General features: G+C 68.5%; 11 protein-coding genes. 6 read left to right on the forward strand and 5 right to left on the reverse strand.

The window, feature by feature from the left end; all coding sequences use genetic code 11:
• Window positions 1–91 (forward strand): IS3 family transposase (locus ACGTN6_RS13990; RefSeq protein ID WP_378075268.1); only part of this gene is annotated, 91 nt, incomplete at its 5' end.
• 73 nt (window positions 92–164) lie between these two features.
• On the opposite strand, the gene ACGTN6_RS13995 is transcribed toward ACGTN6_RS13990, so the two are convergent.
• From ACGTN6_RS13995 to phhA, 3 genes are all read right to left on the reverse strand, one after another.
• Window positions 165–1355, reverse strand: coding sequence for an amino acid aminotransferase (locus ACGTN6_RS13995; RefSeq protein ID WP_394592514.1), 1191 nt, complete (start codon window positions 1353–1355; stop codon window positions 165–167).
• Window positions 1356–1694 (reverse strand): 4a-hydroxytetrahydrobiopterin dehydratase, encoded by a 339-nt coding sequence (locus ACGTN6_RS14000; protein WP_183386966.1) that lies wholly within the window; start codon window positions 1692–1694, stop codon window positions 1356–1358. It lies immediately after the preceding gene.
• A gap of 74 nt (window positions 1695–1768) precedes the next feature.
• Window positions 1769–2593: a phenylalanine 4-monooxygenase gene (gene phhA, locus ACGTN6_RS14005; protein ID WP_394592517.1), complete on the reverse strand. Its 825-nt coding sequence runs from the start codon at window positions 2591–2593 to the stop codon at window positions 1769–1771.
• A 284-nt stretch (window positions 2594–2877) separates the two neighbouring features.
• Here phhA and ACGTN6_RS14010 point away from each other — a divergent pair, with 284 nt between their 5' ends.
• Together ACGTN6_RS14010 and ACGTN6_RS14015 are read left to right on the forward strand one after the other, a co-directional pair.
• On the forward strand, window positions 2878–4440 hold the full coding sequence (locus ACGTN6_RS14010; protein ID WP_394592519.1) for a sigma-54-dependent transcriptional regulator: 1563 nt from the start codon (window positions 2878–2880) through the stop codon (window positions 4438–4440).
• The gene (locus ACGTN6_RS14015; protein ID WP_394592522.1) at window positions 4437–5048 is read left to right on the forward strand and encodes a hypothetical protein; all 612 of its coding nucleotides are present in this window, start codon (window positions 4437–4439) and stop codon (window positions 5046–5048) included. The genes ACGTN6_RS14010 and ACGTN6_RS14015 overlap by 4 nt, the downstream gene beginning before the upstream one ends.
• A 4-nt stretch (window positions 5049–5052) precedes the next feature.
• Here the strand turns inward: ACGTN6_RS14015 and ACGTN6_RS14020 are convergent, their stop codons facing one another.
• On the reverse strand, window positions 5053–7002 hold the full coding sequence (locus ACGTN6_RS14020; protein WP_394592523.1) for a RecQ family ATP-dependent DNA helicase: 1950 nt from the start codon (window positions 7000–7002) through the stop codon (window positions 5053–5055).
• Between the two features lie 114 nt (window positions 7003–7116).
• On the opposite strand from ACGTN6_RS14020, the gene ACGTN6_RS14025 reads away from it, so the two are divergent.
• From ACGTN6_RS14025 to ACGTN6_RS14035, 3 genes are read left to right on the forward strand one after another with little or no spacing between them, the layout of a single operon-like run.
• On the forward strand, window positions 7117–8631 hold the full coding sequence (locus tag ACGTN6_RS14025; protein ID WP_394592525.1) for a hypothetical protein: 1515 nt from the start codon (window positions 7117–7119) through the stop codon (window positions 8629–8631).
• Window positions 8628–9437, forward strand: a complete 810-nt coding sequence (locus ACGTN6_RS14030; protein ID WP_394592528.1) for a hypothetical protein — start codon at window positions 8628–8630, stop codon at window positions 9435–9437. Before ACGTN6_RS14025 ends, ACGTN6_RS14030 begins: the two co-directional genes overlap by 4 nt.
• Window positions 9434–14335 (forward strand): hypothetical protein, encoded by a 4902-nt coding sequence (locus ACGTN6_RS14035; RefSeq protein WP_394592530.1) that lies wholly within the window; start codon window positions 9434–9436, stop codon window positions 14333–14335. The genes ACGTN6_RS14030 and ACGTN6_RS14035 overlap by 4 nt, the downstream gene beginning before the upstream one ends.
• A gap of 202 nt (window positions 14336–14537) precedes the next feature.
• Here the strand turns inward: ACGTN6_RS14035 and ACGTN6_RS14040 are convergent, their stop codons facing one another.
• Window positions 14538–15455, reverse strand: coding sequence for a GGDEF domain-containing protein (locus ACGTN6_RS14040; RefSeq protein ID WP_394592534.1), 918 nt, complete (start codon window positions 15453–15455; stop codon window positions 14538–14540).
• Between the last annotated feature and the right edge of the window lie 617 nt (window positions 15456–16072).

A 16072-nucleotide genomic window follows, 5' to 3' on the forward strand; every position in this document is an offset into this window, starting at 1 on the left:
CATCCACTACTACAACCATCAACGAATCAAGCAGAGACTAAAAGGCCTGAGCCCCGTGCAATACAGGACTCAGGCCATGGCCGCCGGTTAAGAGAACCAACCGTCCAACGATTGGGGGTCAGTTCATGAGGCCCGGGCGTCGTGTCACCGAACGGAAATGGTGTTCAGTCGTTGACCGCGGCGATCGCCTTGGCCAGGTAGGGCAGGTTCTCCTGAGAGAAACCGGCCACGTTGGCGCGGCCTGAGCGCACCATGTAGATGCTGAACTCGTCACGCAGGCGGTCCACCTGTTCCGGCGTCAGGCCGGTGTAGGAGAACATGCCACGCTGCTCGGCCACGTGGGCGTACTTCTGGTCCAGGCCGTAGGGCTTCAGGGCCTCGACGAACTCGCGACGCAGGGTATTGATGCGGTCGCGCATCTCGGTCAGCTCCTCGCGCCAGATGTCGCTCAGCTCGTCCGAGTGCAGGATCTCGGAAACGATGGCGCCACCGTGGGCCGGCGGGTTGGAGTAGTTCTCGCGGGCGACGATGGCCACCTGGGAGCGCACGTTCTCCTTCTGCTCGGCGTCCTTGGCGACCATGATCAAGCAGCCGGTGCGCTCGCAGTAGATGCCGAAGTTCTTCGAGCAGGAGCTGGTGATAATCACTTCGTCGAGGTTCTCGGCCAGCAGGCGGGGCGCGAAGGCGTCCTCGTCCAGGCCCTCGCCGAAGCCCTGGTAGGCGAAGTCGACCAGCGGCAGCAGCTTGCGCTCCTTGAGCACCTCCAGCACCTGTTGCCACTGGTCGCGGGACAGGTCGAAGCCGGTCGGGTTGTGGCAGCAGGCGTGCAGCAGCACCACGTCACCCTCGGGAATCTGCTTCAGCGCCGCCAGCATGCCGTCGAAGTCGAGGCGGTTGTCGGCATCCACGTAGGGATACTTCTTCAGCGTGATGCCCGCCGCCGGGAAGATGCCCAGGTGGTTCGGCCAGGTCGGGTCGCTGACCCAGACGTCCTTGCCCGGCAGCTGGGTGGCGATGAAATCGGCTGCCAGGCGCAGGGCGCCGGTACCGCCCGGGGACTGGGTAGCGCTGGCGCGGCCTGCCTCGAGCACCGGCGAACCTTCACCCAGCACCAGCGGCAGGATCACCTCGCCGTAGGCCGGATCGCCGTGAGAACCGATGTAGGTCTTGGTGGTCTCGTTCTTGAGCAGCAGGGCCTCGGCATCCTTGACCGCGCGCATCACCGGGGTATTGCCCTGGGCGTCGCGATAGACCCCGACACCGAGATCGACCTTCTGAGGATTGGTGTCCTTCTTGAAGGCCTCGATGAGCCCGAGGATGGCATCCCCGGGAACCCGCTCAATTCGTTCGAACATTTACTTCGCTACCTCGTCGGTTCTGGCGGCTAGGATGAAATCGTTCTTGTGCAGGCCCTTCATCTCGTGGGACCACCAGGTCACGGTGACCTTGCCCCATTCGGTCAACAGGGCGGGGTGGTGACCCGCTTCCTCAGCGATCTCGCCGACCGCGTTGGTGAACGCCAGGGCCTGCCGGAAGTTGCGGAACGTGAAGACCCGCTCCAACTGCATGATGCCATCGCGCTCGACGATCTGCCACTCGGGGATGTCGCGGCGATATTGCTCGATCTCGCTCTCGGTGACGTGGGGGGCGTCCCAGCTGCAGGCCTCGCACTGCTGTTCGGAAAGCTCGCTCATGATGACTCCTGGTTGTCGTTGGTTGGTACGTAAAGGCGTTGGGGCTATCGTTCGCCGGGTCAAGGGGCGATCACTCAGGCGCTGGCGGCCTCGGCCGGCTTGGGCTTGGGCGGAAAGCGCGGCTCGAACAGGCCGAGTGACATGGCTTCGTGCACCATGCCCATGATGTCGCGGCCCGCCAGATCGTGCAGCGTTTCCAGACTGTCCAGCACGTAGTAGAGCGGCTGCAGGATGTCGATGCGGTAGGGGGTACGCAGCGCGTCCAGGGGATCGAAGGGGGCATGCACCGGGCTGTCCGACAGGGCGTGCAGGGTCTCCTTGGGCGAGGAGATGATGCCACCACCGTACAGGCGCCGGCCATCGGGGGTGTCGACCAGGCCGAACTCCACGGTCATCCAGTACAGCCGCGCCAGATAGACCCGCTCCTTGGGCGTGGCGTCGAGCCCCAGGCGGCCGTAGGTGGCGGTGAACTCGGCGAACGCCGGATTGGTCAGCATCGGGCAATGACCAAAGATCTCGTGGAAGATGTCCGGTTCCTGCAGGTAGCCGAGTTCTTCCGGAGTGCGGATGAAGGTGGCCACCGGGAAGCGACGGTTGGCCAGCAGTTCGAAGAAAGTGTCGAAGGGGATCAATGCCGGCACCTGGGCGGTTTCCCAGCCGGTGGCCTCGCGTAGCACGGCATCTACTTCGGCGAGCTGTGGAATGCGATCGACCGGCAGCGCCAGTCGCTCCATGCCGTCGAGGTACTCCTGGCAGACTCGGCCCGGCAGCAGTTCGACCTGGCGCTCCATCAGCGTGCGCCAGGTGGCGTTCTCCTGTTCACTCCAGGCGATGTGGCCGTCGGCATCCGGCATTCTGGCCTGATAGGCCGTCTTCTTGGTGACGCTCTGAGCCTTCATGGGGTCTCCCGTGGCGATTTGGGGTTGTCGTTGCCTCAAGGGAATGACCGCAGTCTATGCAGGGGCGGCGGCGCTCGGGGGCGCGGAGGGAAGAAAATGCGCGGTGGCAGGGCGTGTCGGCTGTAAAGAAAACGTGACAAAAGGGGCGCGTCGCGATGCTTCGCGTCGAAAGGTCTATGTCATCGGCGTTGTCGGGTAGATGTTGTCACGTTATCTTTACACTAGAGTCACGCCGGGCTGACGCTTTCCTGGCGGGCGGCCCATTCTCTTTGTTCGAGTTCTTCATGCGCTTGAGATTCCACTGCCAGAACCGCATCGGCATCCTCCGCGACATCGTCGCCCACTTCGCCGACTACGGTCTCAATGTCGCTCACGGCGAGGTCGGCGGGGAGCACGGTAATGCCATCTACCTGCACGTGCCCAACCTGCTCAACGCCCAGCTCGCCACCCTGAAGCCCGAGCTGGAACGGGTGCCGGGGGTGTTCGGGGTGCGGCGTGTCAGTCTGATGCCCAGCGAACGCCGACACCTCGAGCTGGATGCCTTGCTGTCGTCGCTCTCCGATCCGGTGATGTCGATCGACATGGAGGGCCACCTGGTGGCCGCCAATCGGGCCGCCGGTCAGCTGCTGGGGGTGCGCGTCGACGAGGTGCCGGGGCTGTCGCTGGACCGCTACCTGCCCGACCTGGACCTGCCGGCGCTGATCCGGCGCAACAACGCTCGGGTCAACGGCCTGAGAGTCAAGCTGCGCGACACCGTCTTCCTGGCCGATATCGCGCCGCTGCATCGTGAGCATCAGGCGGACGTGGCCTCACTGGCCGGCGCCGTGGTGACCCTGCACCGTGCCGACCGCATCGGCGAGCGCATCTATCAGGTGCAGCGTCAGGAGCTGCGCGGCTTCGAGTCGCTGTTCCAGGCCAGCCCACGGTTGGAGTCGCTGATCCGCGAGGCGCGGCGCATGGCGCCGCTGGATGCGCCGCTGCTGATCCAGGGCGAGACCGGCACCGGCAAGGAGCTATTGGCCAGGGCCTGCCACCTGGCGAGCCCGCGTGGACAGGCGCCGTTCATGGCACTGAACTGCGCGGGGCTGCCCGAGTCCATGGCCGAGACCGAGCTGTTCGGCTACGCTCCCGGTGCCTTCGAGGGGGCTCGACCCGAAGGCAAGCTGGGGCTGCTGGAACTGACCGCCGGCGGCACCATCTTCCTCGACGAGGTGGGCGAGACCAGTCCGCGGATGCAGGTCAAGCTGCTGCGCTTCCTGCAGGACGGCGGTTTCCGGCGGGTGGGCAGCGACGAGGAGACCTACCTGGACGTGCGGGTGATCTGCGCCACCCAGCAGGACCTGCCGACTCTGTGTGCCGAGAGCCGCTTTCGCCAGGACCTCTATCATCGCCTCAATGTCCTGACGCTCAACGTGCCGCCATTGCGCGATTGCCTGGACGGCATCGAGGCGCTGGCGGCGCACTTCATCGACCGTGCCGCCACCCAGATCGGCTGTCCGCTGCCCGGCCTGTCGCCGGCCGCCGTGGCCCGGCTCTCCGCCTACCACTGGCCCGGCAACGTGCGCCAGTTGGAGAACGTGCTCTTTCAGGCGGTGTCGCTGTGCGAAGGCGGCGTCATCGAGCCGACACACCTGCGGCTGCCCGACGTAGGCCAGGCCCCGGGGCTTGCCGGCATCGATCTGGATGGCTCGCTGGCCGATATCCTCGGCGAGGTGGAACGCCGAGTGCTGTCGACCCTCTATCCGCAGCATCCCTCCAGCCGCCAGCTGGCCAAGCGGCTGGGAGTTTCCCACACCACCATCGCCAACAAGCTCAAGCGCCACGGTATCGGCACGGAGGATCCATGAGCCTCGGGGGGCAAGGACGCCTGCCGACGTGGCTGAAGCTGGCGTTCACGCTGTGGGTGCTGTTCTGGGCGCCCTCGGTGGCATTGCGCATCGGGGTGCAGAACTATCTGTGGCTGTGCAACCTGGCCAACTTCCTGCTGCTGGTGGGGCTATGGGCAGAGAGCCGGCGGTTGGTCTCCATGCAGTGGCTGGCCACGGCGTTGGTCGGTGGTCTCTGGGCGCTGGACGCCGGTGTGGCCTGGCTCAGCGGCTGGCACCCCATCGGCGGCACCCAGTACATGTTCGACGCCGGTATTCCGCTCTCGGTGCGGCTGCTGTCGCTGTATCACCTGGTACTGCCGTTGGTGGCCGGTTTTAGCGTGGCTCGGTTGGGCTATGACCACTGGGCCCTGGCCTGGCAGACCGCGTTGACCTGGGCGGCGATCCTTGCCGCTTGGGCGTTCACCGATCCCGCACGCAACGTCAACTGGGTGGAGGGGCCTTTCGGCACGCCCCAGGCCTGGCTGCCCGATGGAGTCTATGTGCTCACGCTGATGCTGGTCTGGCCGCTGCTGCTCTATCTGCCGGTGCATCTGGCGACCCTGTCGCTGAGGCGTCGGCAACCATGAACGACTATCGTGACAGCCAATCGCGTACCTCGCCGAACGGATAGGCCTCCAGCGCCGCGAAGCCGTCGAGCTGACGGGCCTTGTGGCGGGTCAGCCGCGGCGAGGTCAACCCGCACAGGAAGCGGGCCAGCAGCGTCGCGGTGGCCGCCTCGGATTCGCCGGCGGACGCCAGTCGCTCGCGCAGTGGGGCGATCAGCCTGGCAGCGTCCATCGAGGCGAGCGGTGCCGGCTCGGGCGGGGAGGGCAGCGAGGCGACCTGGCCGCGGCAGCCCGAGCAATGGCCGCAATGTGCCGGCGCGGCGGCGTCGCCGAACCAGTCCGCCAGCCGGCGGGTCAGGCAGCCCTCGCCCTCGAACAGTGCCAGCATGGCGTGAAGCCGCGCGATCTCGGCGCGCTCCTTGTCGACGAAGGCCTGGTGTAGCGCCTCGACCAGGGCGTCGTCGACGGGGCGCAGCACCTCGAAGACCTCGGTCATTTGCTTGCTCTCCAGCGTGATCAGGCCCTTGTCGGCGAAGTAGTCCAGGGCGGTGATCACGCGCTGGCGTGAGGTGTCCAGCCCGCGCTCGGCGCCCAGCCGGCCGAGGGCCTCGAGATCCAGCCGGTGCCAGGTGCGGGCCTTGGGCGAGGCCTCGAGGATCGCTTCCACGAAGGCCCGGCGCTCGCCCTGAAAGCGGGCCACCAACGTCTCGGGTGGCTCTTCCAAGCGAAAACGGTACTCGGCGAAGTAGCTGAAGCGGGGACGGATAGCACCCTCCAGCTCGAGGCGGACCAGCAGCGTCTTGAGCGGCAGCGGGCGGATGTCGCTGTCCCGGGAGAGGGTGTTGAGGGTGAAGCTCCAGTCCTCGCCGGGGGCGGGCAGGGTCGCCGTCACTCGGGCAATGGCCTCGCGCTCCGGAGTGTCGCCGTAGGTGAAGTTCTCCAGCACGCTGAGATGGTCGCGGCCGGCCAGCATCAGGCACTCGGCGGGGGCGCCGTCGCGCCCGGCGCGGCCGATCTCCTGGCTGTAGTTCTCCACCGACTTGGGCAGGTCGAAATGCACCACGGCGCGGATGTCCGACTTGTCGATACCCATGCCGAAGGCGATGGTGGCGACGATCACCGGCGTGCGACCGGCCATGAAATCTTCCTGGCGACTGGCGCGGGTCTCGGCGTCGAGCCCGGCGTGGTAGGCCGCGGCAGGCAGGCCGGCGGCCGCGAGATAGGCCGCCAAGCGCTCGGCGGTCTGCTGCAGGGTGACGTAGACCACGGTGGCGCCGGAGCTCGGCCCCTCAAGACGCGGGCGCAGCCAGTCGACCAGTCGGCGCGGGCGTTCGTCGGCCGGCACCGGCGCCACCTGCAGGTCCAGGTTGGGGCGATAGAAACCGGTGGCGGTGACGTCCTCCGCCGCGATGGCGAAGTGGCGGCGCATGTCCTCGATCACCCGGGGCGTGGCGGTGGCGGTCAGCAGCAGCGTCTGGGGAATGCCGAGCGCGTGACGCGTCGCGGGCAGGGTCAGGTAGTCCGGGCGGAAATTGTGGCCCCATTCGGAGATGCAGTGGGCTTCATCGACCACCAGCAGCGAGATCGCCACGCGGCGGATGAAGGCGCGGAAGCGCTCGTTCTTGAGCCGCTCCACCGAGACCATCAGGATGCGGATCTCGCCGCGGGCCACGCCGTCCATCACCGCCCGGGCCTCGTCCTTGCTCTGGGAGGAGTCGAGACTCGCGGCGGCGATACCGTGGCGTTTCAGGAACGCCAGCTGATCCTGCATCAGCGCCAGCAGCGGCGAGACTACCAGCGTCAGGTGCGGCAGATGCAGGGCGGAGAGCTGGTAGCACAGCGACTTGCCGGAGCCGGTGGGGAAGATGGCGGCGGCCGAGCGGCCGTCGACCACCGCCTCGATTACCGGGCGCTGTCCGGGGCGAAAGTCGGCATAGCCGAAGACGCGGGCGAGGGTCTGGTCGATGGCGGTCATGGCGGCTCCGGATGCGGTGGGGATGGTGCCCAAGGATACACGTCGAGACCGACCATGACCCGCGGTGCCAGGTGTTGGCATAATGGGGCGTTTTAGGCCCGGAAAGGATGCCCCATGACCGCCTGGAGCCAGTTGCTCGTCGCCACCGCGCGGCTGATCGACCTCCACGACAGCGCCCACGACCCGGGGTCCCCCTTCGTGCAGGTCAGCCAGGAGCAGCGGCGCGGCTGGCGCGACGGCTACTGGCTGGACCTCGGTTGCCTGCTGCTGGAATACCTGCTGGACGTGGACTTCGCCACCAACAGCGCCTTCGTCTCCCAGGGCCGCTGCCTGGCCTGGCTGCGCGATACCTACCCCGCGCTGTCCCATGATGACTTGACGTTCGTGATCAACCTGCTGGCCACGCCGACCGAGCTGCACTTTCGTCAGGCGTCCCCGTTGCCGGACGCTCGTCAGGCGTCCCTGCCGTCGGACGCTCGTCAGGCGTCTCCATCGCCGGACGCGCGCCAGGCCGCCGCGACGTCGGACGCGTCTCGCGTCGCCGACGAGGCGGCCGAGCGCGGCGCGCGCAGCACCAAGCGTACCGCGCTGATCGAGAAGCAGGGCCAGACCGGCCAGGTGCGTCTCACCCCGAGCGGGCGCCAGGCGGTGACCCTGGCCGGCCAGGTCGAGGACCTGCTGTATTCCGAGTACGACGCTGCCAAGGTGCTGGCGGCCCTGGCCCGGGACGACTTCGCGCGCATTCCCGACATCACCAACCAGATCCTGCTGGCTATCCGCGCCCTGACCCAGGAGCTGCGCAGGGTGCGCGAGAACCCTACTCGGGAGGGCAAGCTCGCCGCGCTGATGGACAACGAGCGCCACTATCACAACGCCTTGTCGAGCATCCAGCGGAGCCTGCTCCACGCCCGCGCCCAGCTCGGCACGCCGCGGCTGCTGGAGCGCTTCGAGGCCTGGCGCGAGGCCCAGGCAGAGGAGTGGGACCTGCGCATGCTCTCCGGCGCCATCGGTCGGGTGCTCACCGCCATCGAGAACCTCTCGCGTCGCCTCGCCGAGCTGCTCGCCGACATCGCCGAGGGCCGCATTCAGTCGATGGGCGTGGTGGACTTCGCCGACCTGGCCCGCCGGTTGCTGACGGCCTCGCCGGACGCCGGCCTCAGGGCGGCCCTGGTCGAGCGGCTGATGCCCTTCCAGCAGGCGGTCTGCGTGCCGCGGCTGGCACCGCTGGTGCCGCTGCTCGAGACGCGCCGCGCCGAGACCAGCCATGCCGCCCTGGTGTTCGACGAATCTGCCGACGACCCGCCCAGGGATCCGCTGCTGGCCCGCTTCCTCGAGGCGCAGGGGCCGGGACTGAGCCGCCGGGTGCGCCAGGCGCCGCTGTCGCTGCCCGAGGCGCTGAGCGAAGGCTGGCATCGTTTCGAGGATGCCGACTGCCTGCCCCAGCTGCTCAATCTCTTCGTCGACGCCCAGCAGCTCGACGAGGCACTGGCGGTAGGCATCGAGGAGCGGGCCTTCCAGCTGTCTCTGCCCGACGGCCGCTGCATCGAGGGCGCAGTGACGCCCAGCCTTAGGCTCGCCGCCGCCATGGCCGAAGCCCCCCTTGCCATGCAACAGGACACCCCACGATGAACATGACCGAGATGGGCGAGGTGGTCGCCTACCTGCTGCGCTACCGCTGTGCCGAACGCCAACCGGCCAGCGGGCGCAAGCGCCGTGCCGCCCGCGAGGGCCAGCTTTCCGAGCGCGACGTCTGCGCGCTGATCGACGATGCCGGCGACGCCGAACGCGAGGCGCTGCGCGATTTCCTGGCCGGACAGGGGCTGCGGCTTCGGGTCCTCGAGGCCGGCGACTACCCGGGTATCGCCCCGGGCAGTCGTTACTATGCCTTGTTGCCGGATCCTGAACTCGAGCAGCCGCCGCTCTACACCCGCGAGCCGGTGTTCGAGGCGCTCAAGCTGCGCCAGGAGAGCCGCAGCGAGCTGGCCCAGTGGTATCTGCAGCTGTGGCTGCTGATGCACACCCTGCTCTATACCCGCTACAACCGGGCGCTGTCCGACGTCAGCCGCTATCAGGAGGCGACCTTTACCGCCGCCGAGCTGGTGGAGTTGCTGCGCGATCAGCTCGAGACCCTGCGCGGGCTGGGCGACTCGGCGCCAGAGGCCAACCTCTCGCTGCTCGACGAGCGCGGCGAGGACCTCAGCCGCCGGGTGCGGGCCTTCATCGATCTTCAGGTGCGGGCCGGGCTCCTCGAGGCGCTGCGCGAGCCCGGCGACGAGGGCGGTGAGGTCTGGCAGCAGTCGCTGCTCGGCGCACTGGAGAGCGAACAGATCGGCATCCACCAGATGGGCCATCTTCAGGCCCTGGCGGAAGGACGAGCCGCGCCTTCCGAGGACGCGGAGCGGGAAGCGGCCGCCGCCGAGGAGGCCCGGACATGAGCGTGATCAACCGCATCGAGGTGGCCAACCTGCTCAACAAGCACGGCGACGTGGCCTCTCCCTGGGAGGCCAAGATGCGCCATCTGCTGCTGGACCTGCGCGGCCAGTCCAGCGCCATCAGCATGGAGAACGGATTTGGCAAGACCACTCTCGCCGAGGCGTTGATCGGCCTGCTGTCCCGGGACCGCATGCTGCTGACCCGCACCCGGCGCAAGTGTTCGCCGAGCAGCGTCGGTGGCGAGGGGCGCAGTTGGAGCCACCTGCGGGTGGAGTTCCGCTCGCGCAGCGCTGCCGGCGGCCAGGACGACATGCTCGAGGCCGCCGGGGAGGAGGTCGCTGGCGAGACCTTTGTGTTCGGCTGCCACGGCTACAGCGACGGCAGCGGGCTGTCCTTCTATCACTACACGGGAACGTTCGAGGACGTGCCGGTGCACCACCACACCGCCGACGGCAAGCTGGCGCTCTACGCCAATCGTGACGTCAAGGCGGCCATGGCGCAGCGCGGCGTGCGGCTGACGCTGAACCGCGAGGAGTGGCTGGAGGCGGTGGGGGCCCATGTGTCGCGCCGCGAGCTGGCACAGCTGGCGGCTTTCCAGAAGGAGGGCGGCGCCGACAAGAGCCAGATCTTCAACGCCATCCGGCCGCGGGCCGGCGAGCAGGCCGACCAGGCCTTCTTCTTCGAGGTGCTGGCGCCGGAGGTGCTGTCCGGGGCGACCCGCGGCGAAACGGACGAGGGCGAGGAACTGATCGAGGAGGTGATCCTCAACTCCGGCACCAATATTACCGAGCTGCGCCATCGTCTCGAGGAAGCCGAGGCCGATCAGCGGCGTAGCGTCGACAAGGTCGAGCGGCTGGCCGAGCTGTCGACCCGGGGTCAGGCGCTGCTTGGCGCACGTGGCGAGCTCGCGGCCCTCGACCGGGGGCTAGCCGCCGGCGAGCGGCTGCTGGGCGGCCGAGCTATGGCCGGCCTGCCGGGCGTGCCCGGCAGGCCGGCAGGCGACGGCCCCGAACGCGAGACCCTTGCCGGCTTCGCCTGGGGGGCCGGGGATACCGGCAGGCCGCGAGTCTCGGTGTGGCTGCTGGCACGGCTGTGTGGCCGCGGCGAGCGCGAGCTGCGCCGGGCCCTGGGCGAGGCCGAGGTGCGCCTCGACGGACACCGGCGGCTGGTGCACCTGCCCGAAGCCGCCTGGCCCCAGGCCCGGGAGGTCGGCCACCTGAGCTTCGAGGCCGCCCGCGACTGGCTGGCCGGCAGCTTGGCCTTCGACGACGATGCCGCCCGCGAGCGTGCGCTCAAGGCCCTGGACGCCGGTGCCGAGGCCTTCGAGGCTCTCGACGGCAATCCTTTCCGCGACGAGGTGATCGCCGATCGGCTGTACCTCGCCGAACTGGACGCTGACTTGGAGGCCCTCGACGAGCGTGCCGAGAGCCTCGATGGCGAGCGCGAGCGACTCGAGTCCCGTCAGCGCGACTTCATCGATAATCAGAGTTTCTACACCCAGGCGCTGGCCGACGGCCTCTTCGACGAGACCGAGCTGGAGGCGCCCGAGGACACCGCCGCGGCCTGTTCAAGGGAGGCCGAGGCCGCGCGACGGGCGCTGCTCGAACACAGCACCCGGGTTGGCGAACTGTCTCGGGTGGCCGAGTGGCATGCCGGCTTCGCCGCCGAGCATCCCGGCGAGTCCCCCGATGAGCTGCTCGACGAGAAGTTGGCTCGCCAACAGGCCCTCGAAGAAGAGCGCGACGTTCGGCGGCGAGAGTGGGAAGGCGCCGGCGAGCGCCTCGAGGCGGTGCGCGGCGAGCTCGCCCGCCACGACGGTGAGCGTCAGCGCCTGGCCGGAGAACGAGGCCCGCTGGCCCAGGCCCAGGGCCCCTGGGAGACCTTCCGCCGTGACTGGCCGGACACCGAGGTGTCGGGCTTCTGGGCGGCTCGCAAGGCCGAACTCGCCGAGCTCGAGGCCGAGTGTCGCGAGGCACGCAGCGCTCGGGAGGACGCCGAGCGGCGTCGGGCCCGACTGGCCCCGCTGGCCGAGGCCGCCGAGCGCTATCGCGCGCTGCACGGCGACGACGAGCCGGTTCACCTGCGTGATCGCCTGCATGCCGAGGCCCGACGGCTGGACGACGAGACCCACCGGTTGGACGCCGAAGAGACTCGGCTGCGCGACCTGCACCGGGCTCGGCTGGCCTTCGCCGAGCATAGCGAGCGCGCCCCCGAGGCCTGGCTGGCGGATGCCCGGCGACGCTATCCGCGTCTGCTCAGCGAAGCCGAGCGGCTCGAGGAGGCCATCGAAGACCGCGAGCGCTATCTCGAGCAACTGAGCGGTGATCCGCTGGAGCGGCGGGTCGTCGAGGCCGAGGCGCATCGGCGACTGGACGAGTCGGGCATCGCCTGGCGCCCGCTGCATGAGGTACTCAATGCCCCCGCCCATGACGAGGCGTCGCGCCGCGCCTGGCTGGCCCAGGCCGCCGGTCTGCTGTTCGCGCCGGTAGTCGACGGTGAGGCGGCGGCGGAGCGGGCCGCCGAGACGCTGGTCGAGGCCGGGCTGGCGGTCCCGGTGCTCGACGCCGAGCGGCTCGCGGCGCGACTGTCGGCCGGCGATGATCCGTTGGGGGCGATCCGCGGGGTGGAGACCCTGGCGGTCAAGGCCGCCCTGGATCCGCGCCACCTCGAGGCCCTGCGCGAGGCGACCCAGCGCCGCCTGGCCGCGGACCGCGAGCGCCAGACGGCCTTGGCCGAGGAGTGCGCCCGGCTGGACCCCCATGGCGAGTGGCATGCGCTGGCCCTGAAGGCCCGCGAGGCCGATGAGGCGGAGGTCGAGATCGCCCTGGAGGCGCTCGCCGAGTCGCGCCGGGCGCTCGATGCCGAACGCAAGGCCCTGGCGCCGCGCATCGATGAGCCGGCGCTGGCCTGCATCGACGACTTCCAGCGCTTCCTCCAGGAGGGCGGCGAACTGGCCCTCGAGGAAGCCGCTGAGGCGCGGGAGACCGCCGAGGCGCGTCTCATCGAGCGTGAACCGGCTCGCGACCGCGCCGCTCGACAGCTCGAGGCCCACGGTGACACCTGGCTGGCCGCCGAGCGATTCGTGGACGCCGGCGGCGCCGAGCGCCTGTCGATCCTGGACGCGCGTCTTGCCGGGCTCGAGGAGCTGCTGGCCGACGCCGAGGCTCGACGCGATGCCCAGGCCGAGGTGCGGGAAGGCGCCCGTCGCCGCCTCGATGATCTGGAGGCGAGCCTTGCCACGCTGTTCGCCGATGGCGAGCGCGATCGGCTGCGGGCCCTGGCCGATTTCGAACGCGAAGGCGGACCGGCCTTTATGGCCGGGGCGGAGGCACGTCGCCTGGAGCTCGAAGGCGAGCTGGCCAGGGCCAGCCGGCGCGCCGATTTCGACTTCCAGCGCATTCGCGCCTACCTGGAGGTGCGCGACGCCGCCGGTGGCGGCCAGGCGCTCGAACGCGACGTCGCCCGGCTCAAGCGCGAGCTCAAGGAGGTCCGGACGACGCGCAAGGAGCGTGAGCGTGAGCGGCGTGAGGTGCAGCGACGCCTGGCCGATCAGCAGGCGGCGTTGGGCAGCGTGGACCAGCTGGGCATCGCCTGGCTGGAGGCGCTGCGCCAGCTGCCCGACGGCTGGGCGGCGCGGCTCGCGGCCCTCGACGACGACGCGGCGATCGTCTGGCCCGAGGACGCGCCCCTGGCCGAAGCCCATCAGGCGGCGCTCGAGCGCTGGCTGGCGCTGGCCGGGGCCGGCGGTGAACTCGACGTCGAAGCGCTGGAAGGCGTGCAGCGGACCCTGCTCGATGCCCTGGGTACCCTCAACCTTGGCGAGCACGCCCGGGATCGTGAGCGTCAGGCGAAACGCGTGGCCTCGGTGGAGCGTGAGCTCGGCCAGGCCCTGGACGAGGCCGCCCACAGCCGGGCCTTCAACGACACCGAGCGCGCGCGCCTGGCGGCCCTGCCGGGGGTGACCGAGAGCGCGCTGATCGAGCTGGGTGGCCTGCACGTCCAGCTCCAGACGCAGCTCGATGAGCATCGCCGCCGCGTCGAGCGCCTGCAGGTCTCGCGGGAGCAGATCGAGGGCACTCTCGTCGAGCGGCTGAGCTCGATCATCGCCGATGCCGCCGGCAATCTGGACATCCTCAAGCGCGTCGCCCGGCGCAGCGGGGGTGATCGCTCCAGCGGCCAGGATGGTGCCTACTTCGAGGTCAAGGCTGGGTTGATTGGTGGCGACGGGCTGCGCGAGCTGATCCAGGCCCTGCTGGCCGACATCGACGAGCACCAGGCCACCCTGCGCCGGCGGGCCGAGCGAGATGGCGGCGTCATGGTCGACGGCGAACCGCAGCGACGCGACGAGGAGCTACTCGGCCAGATTCGCCGACGGATCTACCGCGGCCTGTTCCACGACGTCTCGATCCGCCTCAAGCACGACGCCATCCGGCCACACGGGCGGTTGTTCTCGCTCAACGAGGCGATGTCGGAGGGTCAGCGCGAGGCGGTGTCGCTGATGTGGCTGGTCAAGCTCTCGGAATTCGCCATCGAGCGCGAGCTGCGTGAGCTGCCCGGCCACCACAAGCGTCGCGCCCGAGCCAGCCGCGAGAGCGTGATACTGCTCGATGGCCTGTTTTCCAAGCTCTCGCATCGTCGCCTGATCCAGGATTCCCTGGACTCGCTGCGCAACACCCGTGGACGCTTCCAGATGATCGGCCTGATCCACAACCCCAACTACGAGAACGATGCGGAGATCTTTCCCACCTACCTGGTGGGCAGCGTGATCGGTGGCGTCCAGGGGCAGGGCGGGCACGTGATGGTGCGCGATGGTCGCCTGACCGCTCCCGAGTCGCTGGGGCGCAGCGTCGGGGAAGCCAGCCTGTTCGGTATTCATGTCACCGAGCCGATGGATGAGTGAGCTCGAGCAGAGCGTCCGAGCCATACACGCCTGGCGCGAGTAAGACTGCTTCCAGTTCTTCCAGTTGCCGGGGCAGCGCGCTGCCCGGCTCATGGATCAGGAATGGCTGGAAGATAAGCAGGTTCTGGCGTTGGCCGGCTTGCCGCTATCCACTGAGCTAGAGGCTCGGTGGATAGCGAAGGTTGCAGACGAATAAGAGCGTTCAGTCGTCGCCGACGACGCGGTTGCGGCCCTGGTGCTTGGCCTGGTAGAGACTGCGGTCGGCGCGCTGGAGCAGATTGTCGCGGGAGTCCCCGACGCGGTGCTCGGTGATGCCGACGCTGACGGTGATGCGGCCGGCACCGAGTGGCCCGAAGGTGTGCTCGGCAATCACCCGGCGCAGGCGTTCGGCGAGGTGAAGAGCGTTGCGCCGCGAGGTGAGCGGCAGCAGCAGGGCGAACTCTTCGCCTCCCAACCGGGCCAGCAGATCCTCCTCGCGCAGCAAGGCCTGGCAGCAGTGGGCCAGTTCCGTGAGCACCTCGTCGCCCTGCAGGTGGCCCCAGGTATCATTGATGGTCTTGAAGTGGTCGAGATCGATCATCATCAACGACAGAGGCGTGGCGTGGCGGTTGCTCAGCGAGATCTCCTCGTCGAGGCGCTTGAGCAGCTTGCGCCGGTTGGCCAGCCCGGTCAGGGCATCGCTGTCCGACAGAGTGCGCAGGCGCTCCTCCTCGGCGACCTGCTCGCTAATGTCGAGCATCATGCCGTGCCACAGCACGCCATCCTCGACGCGTTGGGGCTGGGCACGCACGGCGATCCAGCGGCAGGATTCCTTCGGTAAGGTGAGGCGGAACTTGCTGATGATCGGCGTTCCCCAGCGTTCCGAGCGTTCGATGGCGGCCATCAGGCGGGGATAGTCCGCCTCGTGAAGCCGCTCCAGGGCGGGTTGTGCATTCTCGGCCAGACGGTTCGGATCCAGGTCAAGCAGGCGAGTCCCGCTGCCCATCAGGCAGGGGAAGTGCAGGTGGCCGTCTTCGTTGCGATGCAACTGAAAGATCAGGCCGGGCAACTGCTCGGCCAGTTCCAGGATCCTCACCGGTTCGAGCCGTTCCCTGCGCGGCATGACATCGATGGGAGGCATGACATTTCCCTTTTGGTTCCTGCTGCGTACAGGATGTCGTTATCGTTTCCGGGCTCGGCGATCGTTGGGGAGGAGCGAGCCTTATTTTTATTGAGCGCGCATTATGATACACACGTCATCAGTCACTGGCACCGACCATCAGTAGTAGGAGATCACCGACATTTGCCGTAAGACAGCCGGCTTATCAACGAGATTGGCGGCAAGTTTTACTTCGTCAGGCTGTCAGGTGCAAGCCGTTGTGTTTCGATGTCTCGGTCCCGCCTGTACCGCTCGGCTTGACGAGTGAGATCGAGAAAAGCCCGGCAACCTGCGCGTCCTTCAAGATTATCACCTGCCGGAGCTGGAGGTAGCGAGCGGGGAAGGCACCGGCACTGGCCGACAGGCTGGAAATGAGTCGGAACATGCGCCGTGGGCGTTCAGCGCGGGGCGTCGTAGCGTCCCTCGTGCCCCTTCGAGAACACCACCTGCCAGAGCTGGAGATTGCGAGCGCGGAAGGCGCCGGCACAGACCGACAGGCTGGAAATGAGCCGGAACATGCGCCGTGGGCGTTCAGCGCGGGGCGTCGTAGCGTCCCTCGCGCCCCTTCGAGAACACCATCTGGCAGAGCTGGGGATTGC

Origin of the sequence: Halomonas sp. B23F22_20, from assembly GCF_043496985.1 — a bacterium.
Taxonomy (GTDB): domain Bacteria; phylum Pseudomonadota; class Gammaproteobacteria; order Pseudomonadales; family Halomonadaceae; genus Halomonas.

Coding starts and splice junctions, on each gene's coding strand:
- ACGTN6_RS14000 (WP_183386966.1), bottom strand. CDS start 1,694: ATGAGCGAGCTTTCCGAACAGCAGTGCGAGGCCTGCAGCTGGGACGCC.
- ACGTN6_RS14025 (WP_394592525.1), top strand. CDS start 7,117: ATGACCGCCTGGAGCCAGTTGCTCGTCGCCACCGCGCGGCTGATCGAC.
- phhA (WP_394592517.1), bottom strand. CDS start 2,593: ATGAAGGCTCAGAGCGTCACCAAGAAGACGGCCTATCAGGCCAGAATG.
- ACGTN6_RS13995 (WP_394592514.1), bottom strand. CDS start 1,355: ATGTTCGAACGAATTGAGCGGGTTCCCGGGGATGCCATCCTCGGGCTC.
- ACGTN6_RS14035 (WP_394592530.1), top strand. CDS start 9,434: ATGAGCGTGATCAACCGCATCGAGGTGGCCAACCTGCTCAACAAGCAC.
- ACGTN6_RS14020 (WP_394592523.1), bottom strand. CDS start 7,002: ATGACCGCCATCGACCAGACCCTCGCCCGCGTCTTCGGCTATGCCGAC.
- ACGTN6_RS14030 (WP_394592528.1), top strand. CDS start 8,628: ATGAACATGACCGAGATGGGCGAGGTGGTCGCCTACCTGCTGCGCTAC.
- ACGTN6_RS14040 (WP_394592534.1), bottom strand. CDS start 15,455: ATGCCTCCCATCGATGTCATGCCGCGCAGGGAACGGCTCGAACCGGTG.
- ACGTN6_RS14010 (WP_394592519.1), top strand. CDS start 2,878: ATGCGCTTGAGATTCCACTGCCAGAACCGCATCGGCATCCTCCGCGAC.
- ACGTN6_RS14015 (WP_394592522.1), top strand. CDS start 4,437: ATGAGCCTCGGGGGGCAAGGACGCCTGCCGACGTGGCTGAAGCTGGCG.